Below are 25,115 nucleotides of genomic sequence, written 5' to 3'. Positions count from 1 at the left end.
ACCCCCAGCCCAGGACGTTTCAGGGATTACCATGGGGAGAACAGAACTCCAAGCGACAACGCTAGATATGGACCATTTCAGTCAACGGAGTATTAACGTTACCACACTCCTGCAACCGCTCGCGCAGGTTGAGCGGACAGCGCCGCGCATTCGCCGGTGATTATCGAAAATTCCCAAAAAGCGCGGCCCGCCGGCGGGGTGTCGGCGGGCCGCCCATCAGGTCACGGGAGGAGGGAGGAGGATGACCTGACAGAGCCGATTCGATTAGGGGTTGCGATCAGCGCCCAGCATGCATCGGGCGCACATTGCCGAAATGACCGCCGCCGAATCCGCCGAAGCCGTGATTGAATGCGGGCCTGTTGAAGCCGCCGGCGTTGAAGCGCGGCCTTACCGGACCCGGGCCCCAGTAATGGCCAGCCTGCCGGGTCCGCCATGCGGGGCCGACGCCCCAGCGCGGATCCCAGCGATTATGCCTGCCGCGCCAGGACTGGCAGTTACGGCCGATGCAGCCATTGTAGTAGTTCGGGCCGCCGCGCCAGCCTCGTCCCCAATAGCCGGGGCCCCAATAGCCGCCGGTGGCCCAGCCGACACCGAGGCCAGCGCCGAAGCCCGGCGCCCAGCTGTCATAATAGCCATTATCGACGACCACGGTCGTCGTGGACGGCGCGGCATAGGCCTGGCCTCCATAGGAACCGAAGCGGATATAACGCGCCGAAACCCAGCCGGTGCCGTTACCGTTATAAACCTGGCACCAGCCGTTGCGGCAGGAACCGGCATTGACGGCGGCACCCGCGGGAAGCGCCGCCAGCCGGGCATAATTGGCGCCCGGCCCGGAGCGTATATTGACCGCCGCCGAAACATAGGCCGTCGCCGCGAAAGCAACGGCGGGTGTGATCAGAACAACAGCCGCAACGGCGGCGCCGATAACATGATTTTTATTAAGCACTCTCTTAAATAATGACATCGCATATACTCCAGATTTGCGAGTACGCAGAGACGCAATAAAGTATCAAACAAAATCGATACTAGGCCAATATTGGCACGGATGCAAATATCCGACTCAATAATGGTAAATCAATGCCGTATATTATACTTTTCTACACTTGGATAATTCAGCCATAGACTTTGATTTACCGACTATATAAACAATTTTACATAAATTTTACTTTAGTTTTAACCATGCGGCCTTGGCTGTCGATCGCGCAAAAGAAAGGCGCCCCGGAATGAACCGGGGCGCCACGCGGCTTTGGGGGGAGAGAGGGAGGATAAAGCCGCGATCACGGGCCGTCAGGCCAGTTGTTTCGCGAGGTTCGCAGAAGCATTCCCCGCAAGTATTGCGGTGCAGGGAATGCCCTTGGCGAAGCTTATGGCAGGTTGCGCACGTCTTCCGGCGACATGTACATCGGCATCATATTGGTATCGAGGTGGTGCATGACCCAGATGGAGCCAGCAAGCACGATGGCCAGAATGATGACCGTGAAGATGAGCGCCAGAATGTTCCAGCCGCCTTCCGACTTCGGATCGAGGTGCAGGAAATAAACCAGATGCACCAGGATCTGCACGACGGCGAGACCGAGCACGATGGCGGCGGTGGTCGCGGGCGTGAAGTAGCCGTTCATGGCCAGCATGAAGGGAACGACGGTGAGGACGACCGCCAGCACGAAGCCGATCAGATAGGACTTCAGGCTGCCGTGAGCGGCGTGGTCATGTGTTTCGTGTGCAGAGCTCATCACAGTACACCCAGCAGGTAGACAAGGGTAAAGACGCCGATCCAGATGATGTCCAGGAAGTGCCAGAAGAGGCTGAGGCACATCACGCGCGTCTGGTTCTTTTCGGTCAGGCCGTCACGCAGGAGCTGGGCGGAAAGCACCAGAATCCAGATCAGGCCGGAGGTGATGTGAAGACCGTGGGTTCCCACCAGCGCGAAGAAGGCGGACAGGAAGGCGCTGCGGCCCGGACCTGCACCTTCATGGATCAGGTGATTGAACTCATAGACTTCCATCGCGAGGAAGGCTGCGCCCAGCAGGAAGGTGATGCCCAGCCAGAACAGAAGGCCGGCACGGTTCTTCTTGAACATCGAAAGCGTTGCCAGACCATAGGTCAGCGACGACACCAGCAGGAGCATGGTTTCGATCAGGACGAAGTTCAGGTCGAACAGTTCACGGCCGGTCGGACCGCCCGCGAACTGGTGCGCCAGAACGGCGTAGGTTGCAAAGAGCCCCGAGAAGAGGACGCAGTCGCTCATCAGGTAGATCCAGAAGCCGACCAGCGTGGTCGACCCTGCATCATGGTGATCCTCATGGGCGGGGTGCTCGTTTCCGCCCAGGAACGGAGCGGCGGTTGAAATGCTTGCGCTCATCGGAATCAGGCCTCCTGAGCAGTCAGTTGCCGGGTACGGAGGTCTTCGACTTCCTGCACCTCATCGGCCGAGACGTAGAAGTCTCTGTCATTATTGAAGGAGTGAGCGATGGCGACGGCCAGCACAGCGAGGGCGGAGGCGATCACCAGCCACCAGATGTGCCATACCAGGGCAAAGCCGAGCGGGATGTTCAGCATGCCGATGATGAAGCCGGTGCCGGTGTTCTTCGGCATGTGGATGCGCGCGAACTTTTCGGTGCGGCGCACATAGCCGTTCTGCTTCATGTCCCACCAGCCGTCATGATCGCGCACATGCGGAACTTCGGCGAAGTTGTAGAAGGCAGGCGGCGAAGCCAGCGACCATTCGAGCGTGCGGCCCGTACCCCAGCTGTCGCCATTGTTGTCGCGCAGCTTTTCGCGGTCGCGGATCGAAACAGCGATCTGCAGAACCTGGAACACGATGCCGCAAAGGATGATCGCAACGCCGATGGCGGCAACGATGAGATAGATGTGCCATGCCGGGTTTTCGGTATGGTTCAAACGACGGGTCATGCCCATCAGGCCGAGCACGTAGAGCGGCATGAAGGCGAGGATAAAGCCGACGAGCCAGCACCAGAAGGCGTTCTTGCCCAGACGTTCGTTCAGCTTGAAGCCGAAAGCCTTCGGCCACCAGTAGACGAGGCCGGCAAAGCAGCCGAACAGAACGCCCGAAATGATCACATTGTGGAAGTGGGCGATCAGGAACACCGAGTTGTGCAGCACGAAGTCCGCCGGTGGAACCGCGAGCAGAACGCCCGTCATGCCGCCGACGACGAAGGTGCACATGAAGCCGATGGTCCACATGATCGGCGTTTCCATGCGCACGCGGCCCTTGTACATGGTGAAGAGCCAGTTGAAGACCTTCGCCCCTGTCGGGATGGAGATGATCATGGTCGCCACGCCGAAGAAGGCGTTGACGTTGGCGCCGCCACCCATGGTGAAGAAGTGGTGGACCCAGACGAGGAACGACAGGATGGTGATGGCGACGGTGGCGTAAACCATCGACTTGTAGCCGAACAGGCGCTTGCCGGAGAAGGTGGCCACGATTTCCGAGAAGATGCCGAAGCACGGCAGGACCAGAATGTAGACTTCCGGGTGACCCCAGATCCAGATGAGGTTCACATACATCATCGGATTGCCACCGGCATCATTGGTGAAGAAGTGGAAATCCAGATAGCGGTCGAGCGACAGGAGCGCCAGCGTGACGGTGAGGATCGGGAAGGCCGCGACGATCAGCACGTTGGAGCAGAGCGCGGTCCAGGTGAAGACCGGAACCTGCATCATGCCCATGCCGGGCGCACGCATCTTGATGATGGTGGTGATGAGGTTGACGCCCGAAAGCAGCGTGCCCATGCCGGAAATCTGCAAGGCCCAGATATAATAATCCACCCCGACATCCGGACTGAACTCCTTGCCGGAAAGTGGCGGATAGGCCAGCCAGCCGGTCTTGGCGAATTCGCCGACGCCGAGCGAGATGTTGACGAGGATCGCACCGGCAACCGTCAGCCAGAAGCTGAGCGAGTTGAGGTAGGGGAAAGCCACGTCGCGCGCGCCGATCTGAAGCGGCACGGCGAAGTTCATCAGGCCGACGATGAAGGGCATCGCCACGAAGAAGATCATGATCACGCCATGGGCGGTAAAGACCTGATCGTAGTGGTGCGGCGGCAGGAAGCCTTCATTGGCCCCGGAAGCGAGCGCCTGCTGGGCGCGCATCATCACGGCATCCGAGAAGCCGCGGAACAGCATCACGAGTGCGAGGATGATATACATCACGCCAATGCGCTTGTGGTCGACCGACGTCAGCCAGTCGTTCCAGAGCGGCGCCCATTTGCGGTAGTAGGTTATGGCTGCCAGAATAGCGAGCGCCCCGCCAGCCACCGCGGCCAAAGTGACCATGATGATTGGCTCGTGAAAGGGTATCGCTTCGAGCGTAAGTTTTCCGAACATTTTTATCACGCTTCGATTGGAGCAATTCCGGGACGGCGCATGAAGGCCATCGTTCCGGAACCGCGTGAAACAAGGGATTGAATGCGGATGGCCGCGACCTCTTGCGAGGTCACGGGCCTATCGGCACATCAGTTTTCGAGCTGCGAGAGGCGCTGCGGCTGGACTGCGCAGATGATGTCGCTCGCCCACTGGCTGAAATCGACGGGCGAAGACTTGCGCAGGTTGGCGCGCGCTTCGCGGATCATCTGTTGACGATGCATTTCATCGTCGAGGCAGACGGACTTGCCGTCCCAGCAGCGGTTCACGATGTTGTGGAACAGCGCCTGGTCACTATAGGTGAAGAACTGCGGCGGAACCTTCTCGCTCGGCTGGACCAGCGAAGCGTAACGGTCGCGGCTCAGCTCTTCGCCATTCGCCTTGGCCTTTACATCGGCCACCCACTTGTCGAAGTCGGCCTGGTTGTAGGCATGCGCCTTGAAGCGCATCTGGGCGAAACCCTGACCGCTATAGTTGGCGGAGATACCGTCGAACTCGCCTGCATGATTGGCAACCAGATGCAGCTTCGTCTGCATGCTTGGCATGGTGTAGACCTGGCTGCCGAGCTGCGGAATGAAGAAGGAGTTCATGATGTTGCTGGAGGTCAGCTTGAAATTGACCGGCACATCGACCGGCATTGCCATTTCATTGACGGTGGCGATGCCCTGGTCGGGATAGATGAAAAGCCATTTCCAGTCGAGCGCGACGACTTCCACATTGATCGGCTTCGCGTTCGATTCCAGCGGACGATACGGGTCGAGCTTGTGGGTGCTGATCCAGGTGACCGTACCCAGAACCACAATGATCGCCATCGGGATGAGCCAGACGGCAAGCTCGATCTTTGTCGAGTGGTGCCAGTCGGGCTGGTAATCCGCCTTCTCGTTCGAGGCGCGGTACTTCCAGGCGAAGTAGAGCGTCATGAAGATGACGGGAAGCACGACAAGCAGCATGATGCCGGTCGCAAAGAAGATGAGATCGCGTTCTGCCATGCCGACTTCCCCTTTCGGGGACAGAAGGACCTGGTTCTCGCAGCCGGCGAGAAACGCCGTGAGGGCCATGACGGCGAACGAAACGATCGTCCGGGGGGTGCCGTGTTTCATTTGTCTTTCCATCCTGCGCGCAGAGTGTCACCTCCGGCGCATGCGTCATTTCCTAGTTTTCGGTAAATTCTGAAATTTCCAAAAGTACCGTTATAACGAATAGTCGCGTTTGTCACGTGTCTGACGAAAATTGTGCTGGATCGTAATGTCGCGCCCAAAAGCGGACCTTCTGCGGGAACAATCCGGCCCGGTGCCGATGCGGCGCTGTCTTGGAGCGGCGAGGGGCCGCCAGCCATCAGGATGCGCAGCGAATAGGCCCAAAGAGCGGGGTTTGCAAGATGAAAACCACCGTTTTTCGCACGAATGAACGGGATCGTGATGGGATTTTACCGGATCCGCCGTGAACCGACGGTCACGTGTTTCTCACTGGATTCACGAAAATGCCCAACAGCCACGCGGGTTTAGAGCATAATCCGACCGGAGTGAAACGAGGATCGATAAGATTATGCTCGAAACAGAATAATTTAGAGCGCCTTTCTGATCCAATCAGGTCAAAACGCGCTCTAACGGGGCCTCCCAATGCATAATCCCGATCCTTCGGGTTTCACTCGGGTTGGATTATGTTCTATTGGAATTTCACGCGGAAGTTGGGGGGAATTGGGGGTAGAGATGATATTTGCCGAAATGCGGCTCGAGGAAGCCGAAGGCGCGATCCTCGGCTATGCGACGACCGCGGGTGCGCTCACCTTGCGTAAAGGCACGGTTCTCGATGCGCTCAACCTCGCCGTGCTGCGGGAGGCCGGCGTAGGCTCGGTGCTGGCCGCGCGTATGGAACAGGGCGACATTGGCGAGGACGAGGCGGCACTTGCCATCGCGCGCATAATTGCTTCCGCCGATGTGGAAACCGGCAACGCCACGACCGGGCGCGTCAACCTGCACGCCCGGAAGAACGGCATGTTTTTGGCAGATGCAGACCGTATTGATGCCATCAACGCACATGATGCGCGCATTTCCATCGCGACGCTGCGCAACCATGTGCGGGTGGAAGCCGGTCAGATGATCGCCACCGTCAAGATCATTCCTTTTGCCGTGCCGGAGACGCTCCTGCATGAGATAAGCCTCGATGCTCGGCCCGCGCTGCATGTCTGCGCCTTCAATGGCGCGCGGATCGGCCTGATCCAGTCGCGCCTTCCTTCCATACGCGAGACGGTTCTGGAGAAGACCCGCGAGCTGATGGAAAAGCGTGCGGTCCGCAATGGCGGGACGCTTGTTTGCGAAAAGCGCGTCGCGCACGATCAGGCGGCGCTGGCTTCGGCCATCGCGGACGTGGGCAGGGCCTGCGACATCATCGTGATTTTCAGCGCTTCGGCGGTTGCCGACGAGGCGGATATCGTGCCGCAATCGATCCGCATTTCGGGCGGCGAAATCCTGCGCATCGGCATGCCGGTCGATCCCGGCAATCTGCTGGTTCTGGGCCAGCACGACGGCAAATATATTGTCGCCGCGCCCGGATCGGCGCGCAGCGCCCGCGAAAACAGTCTCGACCGGGTACTGGATCGCCTGATGGCGGGGATTGCGCTTACCGCCGACGACCTGTCCCGCATGGGCGTGGGCGGGCTGGTGCTTTAGCCTTGTTCTTGTTCTGACAGAATCTTCAGAACCGTTTTCGCTATTGGCTTTACCGAGCGCAAAACCGTTTCCCACTTTTGCTGGAAATGCTGGGCGCCGTCCGAGCCACGCCGCGTGGCTCGGCAAAACTCAGATCGCGTAGTCGAACACCAATATGCCCTCGATGCCGCCCTCGGCTGCTTCGACCAGGCTTTTGCCGACCTTTGCGTGTTCGGGATGCGGAAGATAGGCGTCACGCGCCGCGCCATCCGCGAAATCCACGACGAAGCCGTGGCGAAATCCCTTTTCAAGATTTTCAGGACTGTTGTTTTCGCCTGCCGTGACCGACAGGATGCCGCCGATCTTGTCCTTGAGCGCGACGACCGACTGCAACCTCTCTTCGATCTGCGCGGCTTCGAGTTCGGGCCTGAATTTGATGAGGACGATATGGCGTATCATGAACCGCTTTCCTGACAGAAGAAGATCGCGCCGCCTCCGGAAATGGCGGCAGGCAATGTCTTTCATAAAGCATTTTCAGCAAAAATTCGAAGGCAGCTCCCGCTTTCGGGAGACATGCGCTCGACGCGAAAAAGGCCGGGCTGAACCCGACCTTCCGCTTTCACCTGAGTTGCGCCAGTACATCCGTGATCACGATCCCAAGTGAATTCCCGATACGCATATGGATATAACCCGTCTGCGTTTCAGGAATATGACATTGCGGGCAGTGGCCAGATTGCTCCAAAACCGGTCCAACCCGGCCCTGCCCCGACAGTTTCGGCCCCAAACCGTGCCGGCAACTGCCGTATTCCCGTGCGAGCGCCGCATCGCGCTCAATTCCGTCGGCATTCACCCCGCTTCGCGGTTCGATGCCTGTCCCGCAGAACTTGCCGTCAGGCCGCCATCGGCGCTTCAGCCAGTTCGGGATGATTGTAGTTCCATACCTCGATCAGGCATTGCCGCATCAAATCGAGATCGACCGGACCGATCCGGCTCAATACGAGATCGAGTTCGTCGGGCTCAACGCCCCGGTTGAGTAACTCAACAATTGCCTCGATCAGAATTCTTTTATCGTCAAATCTGTAGCGCTGCATAAACCTGCTCCGCTAACTGCCCCATCCACGGTCACAGATTAAACAGACATGGTTAACCGAAGCTTAAGCCACGAAAAACCGCCCGTTCAACCGACACCCCACACCGGACAGACGCCTGTTCCAACAAATTTCCCGCACGTAACTGCGGGACCCTAATTAAAAAATAACTTAAACATAAACATCAAACTCTTGCCTCCAAGGACAAGATTAGGTCAAATTCTTAGTATATTTTCCGCGAAAACCAAGAAGAAAATTTCTGCGCGGTTTATTTTATTATATTCTTTCATTCGGATGAGGCCATTATGTCGTTCTTTCGCAGATATATCGATTGGTCCTTTACTTACGTCCGGCTGGCCGGGCTTGGGCTGCTCATCGGCGGAAGCGTCATGGGCGGCTATCTCTATACGCTGCAATATAAGGGCAATATCCACGCCATCGTCGTCGGGCAGGCCTATCGCTCCAACCAGCCCGATCCCGCGCGCATCGCGTCAATGCAGAAGCTTTACGGCATAAAGACGATCATCAATCTGCGCGGCGCCGAACCCGGATCGAAATGGTACGATGAGGAGATCGCCGCCGCGAAGACGCTCGGCATCAGCCACACCGATTTCGCAATGTCATCCAGCAAGCAACTCAATCCTGCACAGACCAGACAGTTGATCGCGCTGATGCAGAATGCGGAAAAGCCGGTGCTCATCCATTGCAAATCAGGCTCCGACCGCACGGGGCTTGCTGCCGCGCTCTATGTGGCGGCAATCGCCAAGGGCAGCGAGAGCAAGGCCGAACGACAATTGTCCATCGCCTACGGGCATTTCGGTTTTCCGCTGAGCCCAACCTATGCGATGGAAAAGACATTCGAGGCTATCGAAGCCGAACTCGGGTTATACCGGCTCCTGACCCTGCCGCTCCACAAACGCAAAACGCCGGGGCGAAACCCCGGCGTTTTCTGTTTACTTGGGCTGCGCATCCTATCCGAAAACCGTTTCACAGTTTTCGGGATGCGCTCTCTTTCAGGCAATGACCTTATTCGAGGCCGACGATCTTGCCGCCATCCCACTTGAAGATGTCGAAGCTCGGCGAGCTGAGGTCGCCGCTGGCGCCGTAGGTCAGCGTGCCGATGGCCGTTTCGATCGGCTTGCCGTCATGCAGAGCCTTGGCGACGGCAGCCGAGTCATCGGCGGAGCCGGCGCGTTCGATGCCAGCCTTGATGACTTCCACGGCGGCATAGGCGTTCATGGTGAAGGCTTCAGCCGGGATGTTCTTGGCCTTCAGTGCCTCGATGGCATCCTTGGAGGCCGGGTTCTTGGTGGCGTCCTTGGCGTTGGTGAAGAGCGTGCCCTGCGCGTTGGTGCCGCCGATTGCCCAATATTCGGTGTTGGACAGGCCTTCGCCGCCGAGAACCAGGGCCTGGAGACCGGCATCGTGCAGCTGGCGCGACAGGAGACCGCCTTCGGCATGGTAGCCGCCGAAATAGACCACTTCGGCACCGGCAGACTTAAGCTTGGTGACGAGCGCGGAGAAATCCTTGTCGCCCGGCGTGACGGAATCATAATGCACTTCCGTGACGCCACCCTTGTTGATCGCCGCCTTGAAAGCGTCGGCCAGACCCTTGCCATAGGCACCCTTGTCGTGGATCACGGCGACCTTCTTGTCCTTCATGTTCTTCAGGACGTAATCGGCCATGACTTCGGCCTGCTGGTCGTCGCGGCCGCAGGTGCGGAACACGTTTTCCAGATTGCGCGCGGTCAGGTCCGGGCCGGTGGCGGTCGGGGTGACCATCAGGACGTTGTTTTCCGCGAAAACGTCGGAAACCGGAATGGCGACGCCGGTCGTGACCGGGCCGACAACGAACTTGATGCCGTCGCCGACGATCTGGTTGGCGGCGGAAACGCCCTGCTTCGGTTCACCGGCATCGTCGGCAAACTTCAGAACGACTTTCTCGCCCTTGATGCCGCCAGCCTTGTTGATGACTTCGACGGCGGTTTCCGCGCCCTTCTTCACCTGGTCACCGAAAGCGGCGACAGGACCGGTCAGCGGTGCAACGACGCCGATGGTGATGTCTGCATAGGCGGCGCTAGCAAAGCCGAGTGTAGCTGCGAAAGCCACGCTGGACAGAAGTTTCAGGTTCATTCTTTTTCTCCTTTGGTGGGGCAGCGTCCTCCGACGGCCCCGAGACAACCCATGCCGGTCAAATCTCAGCGCATCCGCGCTGCCGAATTGCCGGGCCCTCCCTTTTGTTCATCGCATGATCTCAAAGGGGTGATTCAGAGCGCCAGACGCTCCAAATCATATGCATCAACGCGCATCTTGCCCGAAAACCGTTTCACACTTTTCGGGATGCGCTTCAAAGCACGCGACACCGCCGCCTCGAAGAGGCCGGAGCCATAATATTATCCGAAATAGCATTCGCCCTTTCGGAATCATGCTCCGGAACGGGAGCGAGCTTTCATGATGTAATAAGAATGCATTTCCGGCTTCCGATTGCAAGGGGCCAAGTACCCGCAAATACAACGAAAAACCGCCTCCTCCTAACTGGCTCCTCCCTCCTTCTTCCATGATGGTGATCTCTTCGCAAAAAAGGCCGCGATCCCTTCCGCGGCCTCCGGTGTCTCCCATGTGTCGGCAAGGCGGGTAAGCGTCATGTCGATCACCGCCTCGTCGATCGGCGCGCCCAGCGCATGGACCAGCCGCTTGGATGCTGCAACGGCTGCGGGCGCGGTGGCGAAATAGGGTTTGATCTCCGCCTCCACCGCCGCATCAAGACGCTCCGCCTCGACCACATCGTGCAACAGGCCGATGCGCCGCCCCTCCTCGGCATCGAACAGCCGCGCCGAGGTGAATGTGCGCAGCGCGTTGGCCTGGCCGATACGCGCCACCACATAGGGGCTGATGGTGGCCGGTATCAGGGCAAGCTTCGTTTCCGTCAGCCCGAAGCGCGCGCCGGAAATACTGATTGCCGCATCGCACACGCTGATGAGGCCAACGCCACCGCCATAGGCCTGCCCGTTGATGCGACCGATCAAGGGCTTCGGCAGGTCGCGCAGCGCTTTCAGCATGAGGGCAAGCTTGCGCGCCTCCTCGATGCGCTGCGTGCGCGTCGCCTTGACCTGTTCCTGCATCCAGCCAAGGTCGCCGCCCGCGCAAAAGCTCGCGCCCGCGCCGGTCAGGATCACGATGCGGACGGCTTCATTATCCGCCAGTTGCAGCGCTGCCGTCGTCAACTCATCGATCATCAGGCCGGACAGGGCATTATGCTGGTCGGGCCGGTTGAGCGTCAGCGTCGCGACGCCGCGCTGATCGACAGCGATTTGAAGCGTCTCGAAATCCTTCATGCGGCTTTATCCTGACGCAGGCTTTGCGCGAACAGGGAAGCCTGCTTCAGCTTGTCCAGATCAAGGCCGGTTTCAAACCCTGATCCATGCAGCATTTCGACAACGGCAACCGTATCGACATTGCCCCTCGCGCCCGGCGCAAAAGGGCAGCCGCCAAGACCGCCAACCGATGCATCGAACACGCGCAGGCCTTTTTCCAGGCTGACGCGGATATTGTCGAGCGCCCGCCCGCCAGTGTCGTGATAATGACCGGCAAGGCTGTGCGCCGGTGCGATGGACAGCACGGCATCGAGCATGGCGGCAACCTTGTCCCGCGTGCCGCGCCCGATGGTGTCGCCAAGGCTCACCTCGTGACAGCCGAGCGAAAAGAGCTGCTCGGTCACATCGGCAACCGCCTGCGGGGCCACCGGCCCATCATACGGGCATTCGACCACGCAGCTCACATAGCCGCGAATGGCCAGGCCGTCATTGATGGCCGCGCCGATGACCGGAGACAGGCGCTCGATGCTTTCCGCGATTGAGCAGTTGATATTGGCCTTTGAAAAACCTTCCGAGGCGGAAATGAAAACCGCAATCTCATCGACATTGGCGGCAGCAGCACCCTCATAGCCCTTCATGTTGGGCACCAGCGCCGAATAACGCACGCTGTCGGCGCGCCTGATCCCGGCCATCACTTCCGTGCTGTCGGCCAGTTGCGGCACCCATTTGGGGCTGACGAAGCTTGTCGCCTCGATGCGAGAATAGCCGCAATCGGACAGGCGGTCGATCAGCGCGATCTTGTCGGCTGTCGGCACAAACCGCTTCTCATTCTGCAGGCCATCACGCGCAGCCATTTCAACGATTTCCACGTGTTCAGCCATGTTGCTCCTCCAACTCGACCAGCAATGCACCTTCACTGACCTGATCGCCCGCCACAACGGTTACGGATGCAATCTTGCCGTCTCGCGGCGCGGTCAGTGACAGTTCCATCTTCATCGCCTCGATCGTCACCAGCGGATCGCCCTTGGCGACGCTTGCACCTTCCACGACGGAAACCAGCGCTACCCGCCCCGGCATCGGCGACAGGATGCGGCTTTCGCTCGAAGCATCCTCTTCCGCGCCCAGCGACTGCACATGATGAAATATGGTGTCCCGGCCCTCGAATTGCACCGTCACATCATGCCTGATGCGCGAGACCGATGCCTCCCTCATGCGGCCATCGACAGCAAAACGAACCAGCCCGTTTTCATGGGCACGGATTTCCAGTTCGCCGAAGGCGAAGCCGAAATGCCGGCCGCCTCTGGCCGTAAAGCTGACCACGCGGCGCTCGCCGTGATGATCGAGCAGAATCGAGCGCGATGCCTCGCCCCACAGCCGGAACCCGCGCAAGTTCGTCCATGGATCACGTGGGGGATCACCTTCTTGCGGCGCATCCAGAAGGTCGAGCGCACCAAGCGCGGCCAGCGCAAAGGCAATATCCGAAGGTGGCTCAGCGGTGAAAAGCGCCGCCGCCTCGCGCCCGATCAGGCCCGTATCGACATCGCCCGTGCGGAAAGCTTCAAGATTGCAAAGCGACGACAGGAACTGGCGATTGGTGACGAGGCCCGCAATCCGGGTCTTGTTTAGTGCCGCATCAAGCCGGTTCAGTGCCTCATCGCGCGTTGCGCCATGGGCGATGATCTTTGCGATCATCGGATCATAGAACGGCGTGATCGTATCGCCGGTTCGCACACCCGAATCGACACGGGCATTTTCAGGCTGCGCGAACAGAGCGAGCTTGCCGGTGGCAGGCAGAAAATCACGCGCCGGGTCTTCCGCATAAAGCCGCACCTCGAAGGCCCAGCCGTTTATGGAAACTTCGTCCTGACGTTTCGGCAGCGCCTCGCCGGAAGCCACACGCAATTGCCATTCGACCAGATCAAGCCCGGTGATGGCTTCCGTCACCGGATGCTCCACTTGCAGGCGCGTGTTCATTTCCATGAAGAAGAAGCGGTCCGGTCGCAGCCCTTCCGACACATCGGCGATGAACTCCACCGTGCCCGCGCCGCAATAACCGATGGCGAGCGCGGCCTTCACCGCCGCCTCGCCCATGGCGGCGCGCATTTCCGGCATCATGCCGGGGGCAGGCGCTTCCTCGATCACCTTTTGATGGCGGCGTTGCAGCGAGCAATCGCGCTCGAACAGATGCACGGCATTGCCGTGGCTGTCGCCAAAGACCTGCACCTCGATATGGCGCGGCTTCGCCAAGTATTTTTCGACCAGCACGGCGCCGTCGCCAAAAGAGGCTTCCGCCTCGCGCCGCGCACTGTCGAGTGCTGCCGCGAAATCGTCTGGCTGATCGACACGGCGCATGCCCTTGCCGCCGCCGCCTGCGCGCGCCTTGATGAGCACCGGATAGGTGATGCGGTCGGCCTCGCTTTTGAGGAAGGCGCCATCCTGATTGTCGCCGTGATAGCCCGGAACGACAGGCACACCTGCCTTTTCCATCAGCGCCTTGGCGGCATCCTTCAGCCCCATGGCGCGAATGGCCCTGGCCGAAGGGCCGATGAAAGTGAGGCCCGCCGCCTCGACCGCATCCACGAAGCCGGCATTTTCGGACAGGAAACCATAGCCCGGATGGATGGCCTCAGCGCCGGTTTGCCTTGCGGCCTTGATGATCGCCTCGACATTCAGATAGCTCTGCGCGGAAATGGCAGGGCCGACCCGCACCGCCTCGTCGGCCATCTCGACATGCAGTGCACCGGCATCCGCATCGGAATAGATCGCAACCGTTGCAATGCCCAGTTTGCGCGCCGTGCGGATGACCCGGCAGGCAATTTCTCCGCGATTGGCAATCAGTATTTTGCTAAACATCTGATTGCCTCACATTCTAAACAGGCCGAAGCGCGTCGGCTCGACCGGCGCGTTCAGCGTGGCGGAAAGCGACAGGCCCAGCACTTCGCGGCTCTTGCGCGGATCGACGATGCCGTCATCCCAAAGCCGCGCCGAGGCATAGAGCGGATGGCTCTGGCGCTCGAACATTTCCAGCGTCGGGCGCCTGAATTCCGCTTCCTCCTCCGCCGACCATGTGCCGCCCGTGCGTTCGATCCCCTCGCGCCTGACGGTTGCAAGCACGCCTGCCGCCTGTTCGCCGCCCATCACCGCGATACGGCTGTTCGGCCATGTCCACAGGAAGCGCGGCGAATAGGCCCGCCCCGCCATGCCGTAATTGCCCGCGCCATAGGATGCGCCGATCAGCATGGTGATCTTCGGCACATTGGCGGTTGCCACCGCCGTCACCAGCTTGGCGCCGTTCTTCGCGATGCCTTCGGCTTCGTATTTGCGCCCGACCATGAAGCCAGTAATGTTCTGCAAGAACACCAGCGGAATATTGCGCTGGCAGCAAAGCTCGATGAAATGCGCGCCCTTCAGCGCTGCTTCCGAAAACAGCACGCCATTATTGGCAATGATGCCGACCGGCATGCCATAGACGCTGGCAAAACCGCACACCAAAGTGGTGCCGTAACGCGCCTTGAACTCATCGAAATCCGAACCGTCGACCAGCCGTGCGATCACCTCGCGCACATCATAGGGAATGCGCGTATCGGCGGAAACGACGCCCAGAAGCTCCTCCGGGTCGTAAAGCGGGGCAGCGCCATCGCCACGCGAAATGAAGCCGCGCTTCTCGCTGTTGAGATTGGCGGCAATGGCGCGCGCGATCTGCAAGGCATGGGCGTCATCATTGGCCAGATGATCGGCGACGCCGGAAAGCCGCGTGTGCACATCGCCGCCGCCAAGATCTTCCGCGCTCACCACCTCGCCGGTTGCAGCCTTGACCAATGGCGGACCCGCCAGAAAGATCGTGCCCTGACCGCGCACGATCACCGTTTCGTCGCTCATGGCGGGCACGTAGGCACCGCCTGCCGTGCATGACCCCATGACCACGGCGACCTGCGGAATGCCCGCCGCCGACATATGCGCCTGATTATAGAAGATGCGCCCGAAATGGTCGCGATCAGGGAAAACTTCGTCCTGATTGGGCAGGTTGGCCCCGCCGGAATCGACCAGATAAATGCAGGGCAGACGGTTTTCGCCCGCGATTTCCTGCGCACGCAGGTGCTTCTTCACCGTCACCGGATAATAGGTGCCGCCCTTCACCGTCGCATCGTTGCAGACGATCATGCAGTCGCGGCCGGAGACACGCCCGATGCCGGTGATGATGCCAGCCGAAGGAGCCGCCCCCTCATACATGCCATGCGCCGCCGTCAGCCCCACTTCGAGAAAGGGAGAGCCCGGATCGAGCAATTGCGCCACGCGCTCACGCGGCAGCAGTTTTCCGCGCGAAACATGACGTTCGCGGGCTTTCTCGCCGCCGCCATCGATCGCAATGCGCGAGGCTTCCGCCACCACGTCGATTGCCGCCAGCATCGCCTTGCGGTTGGCCTCGAAGCTGGCGCTTCGGGTGGAAATTTCAGATTTGAGAACCGCCATCAACGGGTCTCCTGAAACAGTTCCCGCCCGATCAGCATGCGCCGGATTTCCGATGTGCCTGCGCCGATTTCATAAAGCTTGGCATCGCGCAGCAGGCGTCCGGTCGGATAATCGTTGATATAGCCATTGCCGCCCAGCGCCTGGATCGCCTGCAAGGCCATCTGCGTGGCGTTTTCAGCCGTATAGAGGATGCAGCCCGCCGCATCCTTGCGCGAGGTCTCGCCCCGGTCGCAGGCAGCCGCCACCGCATAGGTATAGGCGCGCGAGGCGTTGAAGGTCACATACATGTCGGCAAGCTTGCCCTGCATGAGCTGGAATTCGCCGATTGGCTGGTCGAACTGCTTGCGCTCATGCACATAGGGCACCACGACATCAAGACACGCCGCCATGATGCCGAGCGGTCCGCCCGCCAGCACCACGCGCTCATAATCAAGGCCCGACATCAGCACATTGACGCCCTTGCCTTCGGTCCCGAGCAGGTTTTCGGCAGGCACTTCGCAATCCTCGAACACCAGTTCGCAGGTGTTGGAGCCGCGCATGCCGAGCTTGTCGAGCTTTTGCGCGGTCGAAAAGCCCTTGAAGGTTTTTTCGACGATGAAGGCGCTGATCCCGCGCGGGCCTGCCGACGGATCGGTCTTGGCATAGACCACCAGCACATCGGCATCGGGGCCGTTGGTGATCCACATCTTGTTGCCGTTGAGAATATAGCGCTCGCCGCGCTTTTCGGCGTGAAGCTTCATCGAAACGACGTCGGAACCGGCCCCCGGCTCGGACATGGCCAGCGCGCCGACATGCTCGCCGGAAATGAGTTTCGGCAGATATTTCTCACGCTGTCCGGGCGAGCCGTTGCGGGTGATCTGGTTGACGCAGAGATTGGAATGCGCACCGTAGCTGAGGCCGATGGAGGCGGAAGCGCGGCTGATTTCTTCCATCGCGATGCAATGGGCAACATAGCCCATGCCGGCGCCGCCATAGTCTTCAGGCGCGGTGATGCCAAGCACGCCAAGCTCACCCAGTTCACGCCACAGATGCATGGGAAATTGATTGTTGCGGTCGGTTTCAGCGGCCAGCGGCGCAATGCGGCTTTCCGCAAAACGGCGCACCGTATCGCGAAGGGCTTCGATCTCCTCGCCAAGACCGAAATTCATGCCCCCCCAATTTTGGCCCGATGCAAACATACTCGTCCTCCACAAGTTCTGCCCGGCGGCCATCCTCTGCAGGATGGCTTATGTTGAAGGCAGAGTGTCCCGTGGCGGTCAAATAGGCAATGGCCTTGCGTGGCGTTCTGTGGCTATTTATTGCCGGATAACGAAATTTTGTTGCGCTCGCTACCCGGCCATTCCAAACAGTTGCAGGATGGTCAAATCAGTCCTCATGAAGCTCGGCAATGTCGCGATAGAGCTCGAGGGCTTCCGGATTGGCCAGCGCCTCGCGGTTCTTCACCTCGCGTCCATGCACGATGTCGCGCACGGCCAGTTCCACGATCTTTCCCGACTTGGTGCGCGGAATATCGCGGACGGCGACGATTTTCGCCGGGACATGGCGCGGCGTGGCGCCGGTACGGATTTTCGCCTTGATGCGGGCCTTGAGATCGTCGTCCAGCGCGACACCCTCGGCAAGCCGCACGAACAGCACCACCCGCACATCCTTGTCCCAGTCCTGCCCGATGCAGAGCGCCTCCGCGACTTCCGGCATCTGCTCGACCTGATTGTAGATTTCCGCCGTACCGATGCGCACGCCGCCGGGATTGAGCGTCGCATCCGAACGGCCATGGATGACGATGCCGTCATGCCCGGTCCATTCGGCAAAATCGCCGTGGCACCAGATATTGTCGAAACGCTCGAAATAGGCGGCCTGATATTTCGCGCCCTCCGGATCGTTCCAGAATTCCAGCGGCATGCAGGGGAAAGCCCTGGTGCAAACCAGTTCGCCCTTCTCGCCCCGCACCGGCTTGCCATCGTCGTTCCAGACATCGACCGCCATGCCAAGGCCCGGCCCCTGGATTTCGCCGAGCCACACCGGTTCCGTCGGGACGCCGAGCACGAAGCAGGACACGATATCCGTGCCGCCGGAAATGGAGGCAAGATGCACGTCGCTCTTGATCGCCTCATAGACGAAGGCAAAGCCTTCTGGCGACAGCGGCGAACCGGTGGACGAAATGGTGCGCAGCGCCGACAGATCATGCGTCTCACCGGGCTTCAGCCCGGCTTTCAGCACGGCATCGATGAATTTCGCCGACGTGCCGAAATAGGTCATGCGCTCGGCGGCGGCATAGTCGAACAGAACATTGCCGTCGGGATAGAAGGGCGAACCGTCATAGAGCAGCAGCGTTGCGCCGGAGGCGATGCCCGAAGCCAGCCAGTTCCACATCATCCAGCCGCAGGTGGTGAAGTAGAAGAAGCGGTCATCCTCGCGCAAATCCGCGTGGAGGCGGTGTTCCTTCAGATGCTGCAACAGCACGCCGCCCGCCCGATGCACGATGCATTTGGGAATGCCCGTCGTGCCGGAAGAAAAGAGGATATAAAGCGGATGATCGAAGGGCAGCCGCGTGAACCCGACCTCTTTCGCGTGAAATGGCTCCAGCGCCGCATCGAGCGCAATGCCCTTTTCCGCCTTGTCGGCCACGGCTTCCGCTTCGCCCAGATAGGTGACGATGACAGCCCGCTTCAGCCCCGGCAGTTTTGTCGTCACTTCGGCAACCTTGCCGGCCACGTCGATGCGCTTTCCGTTATACCAGTAGCCGTCGCAGGCGAAGAAAAGCTTCGGCTCGATCTGGCCGAAACGATCGAGCACACCCTGCACGCCGAAATCTGGCGAACAGGAAGACCAGACCGCGCCGATGGACGAAGCGGCCAGCATGAGAGCAACCGCCTCCGGCATGTTGGGCATCATGCCCGCTACACGATCGCCGGGTTCAACGCCTTCCGCCAGCATGAACTGCTGCAATCTCGACACCAGCGCGTGAAGATCGTCCCAGGTCAGACGGCGCTCGACCTTGTCCTCGCCGCGAAAAACGATCGCCTCTTCGCTTCCTGTCTTACGCAGGAGATTTTCCGCAAAGTTGAGCTTTGCATCGGGGAAAAATTTTGCGTCGCGCATATGGCCATTATCGACAAGGGCCGTATTGCCGCGCTCGCCGACGACCTCGCAGAAATCCCACACAAGCTGCCAGAAACCGGCGCGATCCTCGACAGACCAGCGATGCAGCGCGGCATAATCCGGCAGGCTCAGGCCCGTGCGCTGTTCGGCGCGAATGCGGAACTGCTCCAGATTGCTGGCGGCGATGCGCCCCGCATCCGGCTGCCACAGGGGGCGGTCATGCGAAAGCTGCGTGGGGACTGCGTTGGTGCTCATCATTCCTCCCAGAACCATGCGGAGCAGATCCTCTCCCGATCAACTCCGTCACGGATTTCTAGAAGAGAGTTTCCGATCCGTCCATGCTTTTCCCATGGGCTGGCGGTCAAGGGCGCAAGAAGAGGCATCAGCAACGCATCATTGCCGCATGAGCAGCGACTGTCTTGCCATGCAAAAAAGCGTGGCCTATTTAAAGCCAGCACCGGAGTGCAGTTCCTGCCTTCGGCGCAAGAAAGATATCCAGTTCTCAGGGCGGGGTGAAACTCCCCACCGGCGGTAACGGGTCAAGACCCGAAGCCCGCGAGCGCCTGTCACGGCAAATGTGTCAGGGTCAGCAGATTCGGTGCAATTCCGAAGCCGACGGTCATAGTCCGGATGAAAGAGAACGAGGTTGGAAGCATGCGCGTGCCGGACGGCTTGCCGTCTTCATTGTGTTGTTTTTCTTCCCGTACCCTGAGGTGACAGGCTTGCCAGGGCAAGTTCCGGCGAAAGCGGAACGCGCCCTATCGTTTTGCCGCATCTTTGCGTCGCCAGATGTTTTCATCTGGCTGCAAAATGCTCCGAAGGAAGAAACCGTTGAGCCAACTTGCCTCTGCCCCAACTTTGAAACCGACCGTGCGCGGCGCAGCGCTGATGGTCGCGGCCTGTTCGGCCTATGCCGCAGTCAACGTCGCCACCCAATGGGCGGGAACGCGTACCGGCATTCCATCCGTCATCATCGCCTTCTGGCAATATGTGATCGCGCTGGTGCTGACACTGCCCATGCTCATTCGCGATGGCGCGGGAGCCCTGCGCACCAGCCGCTTCGGTCTGCATGTCATGCGCGTCGCGCTGGCCGCAGCCGGCGTGCAGGTCTGGATCTACGCGCTGACCCATGTGCCGATCTGGCAGGTGGTCGCCCTGTCCATGACCTCGCCGTTCTTCGTCATCCTTTGCGCGCGGCTGTTTCTGCGGGAAAAGGTCACGCCGGCGCGGCTGCTCACCACATTCGCCGGGTTTGTCGGCGCCCTGGTCATCATCGCGCCCTGGTCGGATTCCTATACGGTCTATTCGCTGCTGCCGGTCCTCGCCGCCGCACTGTGGGCGGGCTATTCGGTGATGACCAAATATCTGACCCGTTTTGAAAGGCCCGCCAGCATTTCGGCCTATATGCTGGTGCTGCTCACCCCCATCAATGCAGCGCTCTGGCTGGCATCCGGCCTCAGCATGACGGCAATCGCCGCGCCGAGCGTCGAGATCTGGTCGATATTAATCGTCATCGGGGCTTTCACTGCCCTGGCGCAATATTTCCAGATTGCAGCCTATTCGATCGCGGATGCGGTTTATCTGCAGCCGTTCGACGATCTGAGACTGCCGATCAATGTGATTTTTGGCTGGATCGTTTTTGCCGCCGCGCCCGGCATCAACTTCTGGCCGGGGGCCGCGCTGATCGTCGGCGCATCGCTCTATCTGATGCGGCAGGACAGCGGCACGACGCGCACGGCCTGACCGATCGGGTGGCACGCCTGCCTATCGGACGACAGGCAGGCAGCCTTGCGTGGCTTCGGCAGAGCCGCGCCCATATCCGCCGACCCAAACATCGAGCCTTTTCACCAGCCAGCGGTGGAGCGGATTCTCGAACAGGTGATAGGCAGCAGCCGCCGTCAACACGCTGGCGACAGCAGCCCCACAGATGACCAGAACCGCGCCCGCCGTCGTCTCGTTCCATCGCTCCGGCGCCATTCGGAAAAACATCATCCCGACCAGCGGATGCAGGATGAAGATGCCAAAGCTGTAACGGGAGAGGCTTGCCAGCCCGCGCCATTGCAGCGGCGTATAAATGCCCTGACTGGATGCGAGATAGAGCACATAGACGCCCGTATAAATGAATGCCAGCCGCAAGGGACCTTCCAGCGTGTGGGGTTCGCCCGGGCCGTTTTCCGGGTGGCAGAACAGAAAGACGGCGAGGCAGGCGGCAAGCAGGCTTTTGACGACCGCCCCCGGCATGGCCGGATGTTCCCTGCGGGCAAGCCACATCCCGAAGAGAAAGGAAGGCAAGGCCCGGAAGACGCCCACATTGGACAGCTGAATGCGGGTAAGCGACAGGACGCCGAGCTTTTGCGCAAGATATTCGCCTGCCACAGTCGCAACAATGACGCCCACGAGGACCCAGCTCCCGAAACGGCGGCACACCATGTCGAACAGCGGGAAAGCCAGATACATGGCCAGAAGCGCGCTCAGCGACCAGCTGACATAATTGTAGGAGGAGGTGTGGCCCAATCCCCAATTGTGAACCAGCAGCAACTGGGCCAGCCCGTCGCGCCAGCTTGTACTGTGCTCGCCCAGAGGATGCAGGATTCCCGCCGCCGCGAGGGCGGATAGCAGCGCGAAACAGGAAAAGGCAACCACGTGCAGCGGATAAATCCGCGCCAGCCGCTTGCCGACGAAAGCCACATAACGGGGCCAGCTCCAAAGATAATTCCGCCGCCGCGCCAGAAAGAGCCCGGAAACGATAAAGAAGACATCTGTAAAATAAGAAAAGGCTAATATAAATTCATTCAATGTTTCATTCTTCACCGGAATTCGGAAGGAAAAATGAAAGACGGCGATCCCTATACACAATAGAAACCGCAATCCATCGAAATCAGGAAGCCTGCTCATTCACAAAAGCCATGAAAATTACTTTTACGAAACTCTACTTACCAATTTTTTGGGAGTTGTCGAGCATGGCCGTCCGGGAAAGCCGGTCGAATGTCGCGCGGTTTTCCGGCGCGAAACATTGCTGGTTCGATGACAGCTGTCGCGATGATCGAACTGGTCTGTGACTGGCTTGTCGGGAAGGAAAATTTGGTGGAGCCAAGCGGGATCGAACCGCTGACCTCCTGCATGCCATGCAGGCGCTCTCCCAGCTGAGCTATGGCCCCATCAGACCTCATTCGAGGTGGGCCAGGCAGGACTTGCTGCCCGGTGTGGCGGCTTATTAAATGGCGTTCGCGAGAAGATCAAGAGCTAAATCGCAACTCTTTTCACATCTGCCAAAAATAATTCACAGATCGCGGCGGTCTTCCATGCAAGAGGCGCCCAAAACGAAACGAGGCGACCCGAAGGCCGCCTCGCAAAAGCATCATGTCCGGACCGGCTGAATGGATCAGCCTTCTTCGTCGTCGCCGCCGACGCCGCCACCGAGAATGCCCGACATGTCGTCGTCCTCGTCTTCCTCTTCTTCGAGGAAGGTGTCGTCATCGTCGTCGCCCAGATCGACATCGTCGTCGTCGATATCCGGCAGATCGTCGCCGCCGCCCTTGGTTTCGTCGTCGGCATCCTCGAGCGAGACGAAATCCGGCTTTTCCAGTGCCGTATCCAGTTCTTCCTCTTCGGTTTCCTCTTCAACGACACGGCTTTCAAGCGTGGAGTCGAAATAGGACCGCGGATAGGAAATGCCGGTGTAAGGCGAAACGATCGGATCACGATTGAGATCGTAAAATTTCTTGCCCGTTTCCGGGTCGATACGCTTGGTACCAAGTTCAGCTTTTGCCACGTCTAGCCTCGTTAATTTGCACGGGGACACAAATTCATATTATCGCGCCGGGATGCCTGCCTCGAAGCATACAGCCCATCACCATGCTGCTCACTGAACCATATGGCAAGGGGCAAGTCTCAAGCGCGTTTACAGTGTTGTCCGGTGCATAAACGCAATTTGGCGCGTTTGTCAAAGCCAAACGCACGCGCATATGCAGACTCTTCCGCCTCCGTGTCGCCTGCGCCGCGTATTCGCGGATGACCACACAATATTACTATGCTAGGGAAGCCCCGCTTATCTCTCAATCCCGGCGCGTGATCGCGCCAAAAATGTGACTGTGAAAAATCCATGTCCCATTCTGCATCCCCGAAACCAGCAACCGCCCGCCGCTCGGAGGCACTCACGGGCGAAATCCGCATTCCGGGCGACAAGTCCATCTCGCATCGCTCCTTCATGTTTGGCGGTCTCGCATCGGGCGAAACCCGCATCACCGGCCTTCTGGAAGGCGAGGACGTCATCAATACAGGCCGCGCCATGCAGGCCATGGGCGCGAAAATCCGTAAAGAGGGCGATGTCTGGATCATCAACGGCGTCGGCAATGGCTGCCTGTTGCAGCCCGAAGCAGCGCTCGATTTCGGCAATGCCGGAACCGGCGCGCGCCTCACCATGGGCCTTGTCGGCACCTATGACATGAAGACCTCCTTTATCGGCGACGCCTCGCTGTCGAAGCGCCCGATGGGCCGCGTGCTGAACCCGTTGCGCGAAATGGGCGTTCAGGTGGAAGCAGCCGATGGCGACCGCATGCCGCTGACGCTGATCGGCCCGAAGACGGCCAATCCGATCACCTATCGCGTGCCGATGGCCTCCGCGCAGGTAAAATCCGCGGTGCTGCTCGCCGGTCTCAATACGCCGGGCGTCACCACGGTCATCGAGCCGGTCATGACCCGCGACCACACCGAAAAGATGCTGCAGGGCTTTGGCGCCGACCTCACGGTCGAGACCGACAAGGATGGCGTGCGTCATATCCGCATCACCGGCCAGGGCAAGCTTGTCGGCCAGACCATCGACGTGCCGGGCGATCCGTCGTCGACCGCCTTCCCGCTCGTTGCCGCCCTTCTGGTGGAAGGTTCCGACGTCACCATCCGCAACGTGCTGATGAACCCGACCCGTACCGGCCTCATCCTCACCTTGCAGGAAATGGGCGCCGATATCGAAGTGCTCAATGCCCGTCTTGCAGGCGGCGAAGACGTCGCCGATCTGCGCGTCAGGGCTTCGAAGCTCAAGGGCGTCGTCGTTCCGCCGGAACGTGCGCCGTCGATGATCGACGAATATCCGGTCCTGGCGATTGCCGCCTCCTTCGCGGAAGGCGAAACCGTGATGGACGGGCTCGACGAACTGCGCGTCAAGGAATCGGATCGTCTGGCAGCGGTTGCCCGCGGCCTTGAAGCCAATGGCGTCGATTGCACCGAAGGCGAGATGTCGCTGACGGTTCGCGGTCGTCCCGACGGCAAGGGACTGGGCGGCGGCACGGTTGCAACCCATCTCGATCATCGTATCGCAATGAGCTTCCTCGTGATGGGCCTTGCGGCGGAAAAGCCGGTGACGGTTGACGACAGCAACATGATCGCCACGTCCTTCCCCGAATTCATGGACATGATGCCGGGACTGGGCGCGAAGATCGAGTTGAGCAACGCGCAATGACGCCGTTTATCGTCGCCATCGACGGACCGGCCGCTTCGGGCAAGGGAACCCTTGCCCGGCGCATCGCCATTCACTACGGCATGCCGCATCTGGATACGGGGCTGACCTATCGCGCCGTCGCCAAGGCGCTTCTCGACAAGGGCCTGCCGCTCGATGACGAGGCGGTGGCGGCTGAGGCAGCACGCAATCTCGACCTGCGCGAGATGGACAAGGCCGTCCTTTCCGCCCACACCATCGGGGAGGCGGCCTCCAAGGTCGCGGTCATGCCGAAGGTCAGGCGGGCGCTCGTCGAAGCGCAGCGCAATTTTGCCAATGCCCTGCCCTCGAGCGTGCTTGACGGGCGCGACATCGGCACCGTCGTCTGTCCCGATGCGGCGATAAAGCTCTTCGTCACGGCGTCGCCCGAAGTGCGTGCGGAGCGCCGCCATGAGGAGATCGTGGCGCGCGGCGAGAAGGCCGATCTTGCGGAAATCCTTGCCGATCTCAGGAAGCGCGACGAGCGTGACACGAACCGGATCGATTCTCCCTTGAAGCCCGCGGAAGACGCGCACTTGCTTGATACGAGCGAAATGAGTATAGAAGCGGCATTTCTGGCCGCAAAAAAGCTGATCGATCACGCTTTGGCGCAGCATCGGGGATGAAATCCGGCAGGTTTTAAGGC

General features: G+C 60.0%; 21 protein-coding genes, 1 tRNA gene and 1 riboswitch. Of the genes, 5 read left to right on the top strand and 17 right to left on the bottom strand.

Going from position 1 to position 25,115, the window contains the following annotated elements; genetic code table 11:
- Positions 1–277: 277 nt before the first annotated feature.
- From OINT_RS00255 to cyoA, 5 genes are all read right to left on the bottom strand, one after another.
- Positions 278–964, bottom strand: a complete 687-nt coding sequence (locus tag OINT_RS00255) for an SH3 domain-containing protein (RefSeq protein ID WP_006471210.1) — start codon at positions 962–964, stop codon at positions 278–280.
- Positions 965–1,364: 400 nt separating this feature from the next.
- Positions 1,365–1,730, bottom strand: a complete 366-nt coding sequence (gene cyoD / locus OINT_RS00250; RefSeq protein WP_006471211.1) for a cytochrome o ubiquinol oxidase subunit IV — start codon at positions 1,728–1,730, stop codon at positions 1,365–1,367.
- A complete protein-coding gene (cyoC, locus tag OINT_RS00245; RefSeq protein WP_006465767.1) occupies positions 1,730–2,359 on the bottom strand; it encodes a cytochrome o ubiquinol oxidase subunit III in 630 nt (209 codons plus the stop codon). The genes cyoD and cyoC overlap by 1 nt, the downstream gene beginning before the upstream one ends.
- Positions 2,360–2,364: 5 nt before the next feature.
- Positions 2,365–4,344: a cytochrome o ubiquinol oxidase subunit I gene (gene cyoB / locus OINT_RS00240; RefSeq protein WP_006471212.1), complete on the bottom strand. Its 1,980-nt coding sequence runs from the start codon at positions 4,342–4,344 to the stop codon at positions 2,365–2,367.
- Positions 4,345–4,472: 128 nt separating this feature from the next.
- On the bottom strand, positions 4,473–5,480 hold the full coding sequence (gene cyoA, locus OINT_RS00235; protein WP_006471213.1) for a ubiquinol oxidase subunit II: 1,008 nt from the start codon (positions 5,478–5,480) through the stop codon (positions 4,473–4,475).
- A 609-nt stretch (positions 5,481–6,089) separates the two neighbouring features.
- Here cyoA and OINT_RS00230 point away from each other — a divergent pair.
- On the top strand, positions 6,090–7,049 hold the full coding sequence (locus OINT_RS00230; protein WP_006471214.1) for a molybdopterin-binding protein: 960 nt from the start codon (positions 6,090–6,092) through the stop codon (positions 7,047–7,049).
- 129 nt (positions 7,050–7,178) lie between these two features.
- Here OINT_RS00230 and OINT_RS00225 read toward each other — a convergent pair whose 3' ends face one another.
- Complete coding sequence (locus tag OINT_RS00225; protein WP_025090690.1) at positions 7,179–7,487, bottom strand: Dabb family protein; 309 nt, start codon at positions 7,485–7,487, stop codon at positions 7,179–7,181.
- Positions 7,488–7,918: 431 nt separating this feature from the next.
- On the bottom strand, positions 7,919–8,119 hold the full coding sequence (locus OINT_RS00220; protein WP_006465760.1) for a hypothetical protein: 201 nt from the start codon (positions 8,117–8,119) through the stop codon (positions 7,919–7,921).
- Positions 8,120–8,421: 302 nt separating this feature from the next.
- On the opposite strand from OINT_RS00220, the gene OINT_RS00215 reads away from it, so the two are divergent.
- Positions 8,422–9,180: a tyrosine-protein phosphatase gene (locus tag OINT_RS00215; protein WP_080556926.1), complete on the top strand. Its 759-nt coding sequence runs from the start codon at positions 8,422–8,424 to the stop codon at positions 9,178–9,180.
- Here OINT_RS00215 and OINT_RS00210 read toward each other — a convergent pair.
- From OINT_RS00210 to OINT_RS00175, 7 genes are all read right to left on the bottom strand, one after another.
- Positions 9,143–10,249, bottom strand: a complete 1,107-nt coding sequence (locus OINT_RS00210; RefSeq protein ID WP_006471216.1) for a branched-chain amino acid ABC transporter substrate-binding protein — start codon at positions 10,247–10,249, stop codon at positions 9,143–9,145. The genes OINT_RS00215 and OINT_RS00210 overlap by 38 nt on opposite strands.
- Positions 10,250–10,647: 398 nt before the next feature.
- On the bottom strand, positions 10,648–11,451 hold the full coding sequence (locus tag OINT_RS00200) for a crotonase/enoyl-CoA hydratase family protein (RefSeq protein ID WP_006465756.1): 804 nt from the start codon (positions 11,449–11,451) through the stop codon (positions 10,648–10,650).
- Positions 11,448–12,311, bottom strand: a complete 864-nt coding sequence (locus OINT_RS00195) for a hydroxymethylglutaryl-CoA lyase (protein WP_006471218.1) — start codon at positions 12,309–12,311, stop codon at positions 11,448–11,450. Before OINT_RS00195 ends, OINT_RS00200 begins: the two co-directional genes overlap by 4 nt.
- Positions 12,304–14,283: an acetyl/propionyl/methylcrotonyl-CoA carboxylase subunit alpha gene (locus tag OINT_RS00190; RefSeq protein ID WP_006465752.1), complete on the bottom strand. Its 1,980-nt coding sequence runs from the start codon at positions 14,281–14,283 to the stop codon at positions 12,304–12,306. The genes OINT_RS00195 and OINT_RS00190 overlap by 8 nt, the downstream gene beginning before the upstream one ends.
- A gap of 9 nt (positions 14,284–14,292) precedes the next feature.
- Positions 14,293–15,900, bottom strand: coding sequence for a carboxyl transferase domain-containing protein (locus tag OINT_RS00185; RefSeq protein ID WP_006471219.1), 1,608 nt, complete (start codon positions 15,898–15,900; stop codon positions 14,293–14,295).
- The gene (locus OINT_RS00180) at positions 15,900–17,078 is read right to left on the bottom strand and encodes an isovaleryl-CoA dehydrogenase (RefSeq protein ID WP_006471220.1); all 1,179 of its coding nucleotides are present in this window, start codon (positions 17,076–17,078) and stop codon (positions 15,900–15,902) included. The genes OINT_RS00185 and OINT_RS00180 overlap by 1 nt, the downstream gene beginning before the upstream one ends.
- Positions 17,079–17,265: 187 nt before the next feature.
- The gene (locus tag OINT_RS00175; protein ID WP_006471221.1) at positions 17,266–19,254 is read right to left on the bottom strand and encodes an acetoacetate--CoA ligase; all 1,989 of its coding nucleotides are present in this window, start codon (positions 19,252–19,254) and stop codon (positions 17,266–17,268) included.
- A gap of 239 nt (positions 19,255–19,493) precedes the next feature.
- A riboswitch (FMN riboswitch) is annotated at positions 19,494–19,645 on the top strand.
- Between the two features lie 185 nt (positions 19,646–19,830).
- On the opposite strand from OINT_RS00175, the gene OINT_RS00170 reads away from it, so the two are divergent.
- Positions 19,831–20,742: a DMT family transporter gene (locus OINT_RS00170; RefSeq protein WP_006471222.1), complete on the top strand. Its 912-nt coding sequence runs from the start codon at positions 19,831–19,833 to the stop codon at positions 20,740–20,742.
- Between the two features lie 21 nt (positions 20,743–20,763).
- Here OINT_RS00170 and OINT_RS00165 read toward each other — a convergent pair whose 3' ends face one another.
- From OINT_RS00165 to OINT_RS00155, 3 genes are all read right to left on the bottom strand, one after another.
- Positions 20,764–21,894: an acyltransferase family protein gene (locus OINT_RS00165; protein WP_006465747.1), complete on the bottom strand. Its 1,131-nt coding sequence runs from the start codon at positions 21,892–21,894 to the stop codon at positions 20,764–20,766.
- 187 nt (positions 21,895–22,081) lie between these two features.
- Positions 22,082–22,157 (bottom strand) — tRNA-Ala (locus tag OINT_RS00160).
- A 224-nt stretch (positions 22,158–22,381) separates the two neighbouring features.
- Entirely contained in the window at positions 22,382–22,771 is a 390-nt protein-coding gene (locus OINT_RS00155) for a TIGR02300 family protein (RefSeq protein WP_006471224.1), read from the bottom strand.
- A 330-nt stretch (positions 22,772–23,101) separates the two neighbouring features.
- Here OINT_RS00155 and aroA point away from each other — a divergent pair, with 330 nt between their 5' ends.
- On the top strand, positions 23,102–24,454 hold the full coding sequence (aroA, locus tag OINT_RS00150; RefSeq protein ID WP_006465745.1) for a 3-phosphoshikimate 1-carboxyvinyltransferase: 1,353 nt from the start codon (positions 23,102–23,104) through the stop codon (positions 24,452–24,454).
- On the top strand, positions 24,451–25,095 hold the full coding sequence (cmk, locus tag OINT_RS00145) for a (d)CMP kinase (protein ID WP_006465744.1): 645 nt from the start codon (positions 24,451–24,453) through the stop codon (positions 25,093–25,095). Before aroA ends, cmk begins: the two co-directional genes overlap by 4 nt.
- Positions 25,096–25,115: the final 20 nt, after the last annotated feature.

Origin of the sequence: Brucella intermedia LMG 3301 (genome assembly GCF_000182645.1) — a bacterium.
Taxonomy (GTDB): Bacteria; Pseudomonadota; Alphaproteobacteria; order Rhizobiales; family Rhizobiaceae; genus Brucella; species Brucella intermedia.
The sequence above is the reverse complement of the archived record's forward strand: the minus strand, read 5'-3'. Positions and strand labels throughout refer to the sequence as shown.

Bases quoted from the DNA above. Each gene is read 5' to 3' on its own strand.
- OINT_RS00185 (WP_006471219.1), bottom strand. From the start codon at position 15,900: ATGGCGGTTCTCAAATCTGAAATTTCCACCCGAAGCGCCAGCTTCGAG.
- OINT_RS00230 (WP_006471214.1), top strand. From the start codon at position 6,090: ATGATATTTGCCGAAATGCGGCTCGAGGAAGCCGAAGGCGCGATCCTC.
- cyoA (WP_006471213.1), bottom strand. From the start codon at position 5,480: ATGAAACACGGCACCCCCCGGACGATCGTTTCGTTCGCCGTCATGGCC.
- OINT_RS00220 (WP_006465760.1), bottom strand. From the start codon at position 8,119: ATGCAGCGCTACAGATTTGACGATAAAAGAATTCTGATCGAGGCAATT.
- OINT_RS00195 (WP_006471218.1), bottom strand. From the start codon at position 12,311: ATGGCTGAACACGTGGAAATCGTTGAAATGGCTGCGCGTGATGGCCTG.
- cyoC (WP_006465767.1), bottom strand. From the start codon at position 2,359: ATGAGCGCAAGCATTTCAACCGCCGCTCCGTTCCTGGGCGGAAACGAG.
- aroA (WP_006465745.1), top strand. From the start codon at position 23,102: ATGTCCCATTCTGCATCCCCGAAACCAGCAACCGCCCGCCGCTCGGAG.
- OINT_RS00190 (WP_006465752.1), bottom strand. From the start codon at position 14,283: ATGTTTAGCAAAATACTGATTGCCAATCGCGGAGAAATTGCCTGCCGG.
- OINT_RS00210 (WP_006471216.1), bottom strand. From the start codon at position 10,249: ATGAACCTGAAACTTCTGTCCAGCGTGGCTTTCGCAGCTACACTCGGC.
- OINT_RS00165 (WP_006465747.1), bottom strand. From the start codon at position 21,894: ATGAGCAGGCTTCCTGATTTCGATGGATTGCGGTTTCTATTGTGTATA.
- OINT_RS00255 (WP_006471210.1), bottom strand. From the start codon at position 964: ATGTCATTATTTAAGAGAGTGCTTAATAAAAATCATGTTATCGGCGCC.
- cmk (WP_006465744.1), top strand. From the start codon at position 24,451: ATGACGCCGTTTATCGTCGCCATCGACGGACCGGCCGCTTCGGGCAAG.
- OINT_RS00200 (WP_006465756.1), bottom strand. From the start codon at position 11,451: ATGAAGGATTTCGAGACGCTTCAAATCGCTGTCGATCAGCGCGGCGTC.
- OINT_RS00175 (WP_006471221.1), bottom strand. From the start codon at position 19,254: ATGAGCACCAACGCAGTCCCCACGCAGCTTTCGCATGACCGCCCCCTG.
- OINT_RS00225 (WP_025090690.1), bottom strand. From the start codon at position 7,487: ATGATACGCCATATCGTCCTCATCAAATTCAGGCCCGAACTCGAAGCC.
- cyoD (WP_006471211.1), bottom strand. From the start codon at position 1,730: ATGAGCTCTGCACACGAAACACATGACCACGCCGCTCACGGCAGCCTG.
- OINT_RS00215 (WP_080556926.1), top strand. From the start codon at position 8,422: ATGTCGTTCTTTCGCAGATATATCGATTGGTCCTTTACTTACGTCCGG.
- OINT_RS00180 (WP_006471220.1), bottom strand. From the start codon at position 17,078: ATGTTTGCATCGGGCCAAAATTGGGGGGGCATGAATTTCGGTCTTGGC.
- cyoB (WP_006471212.1), bottom strand. From the start codon at position 4,344: ATGTTCGGAAAACTTACGCTCGAAGCGATACCCTTTCACGAGCCAATC.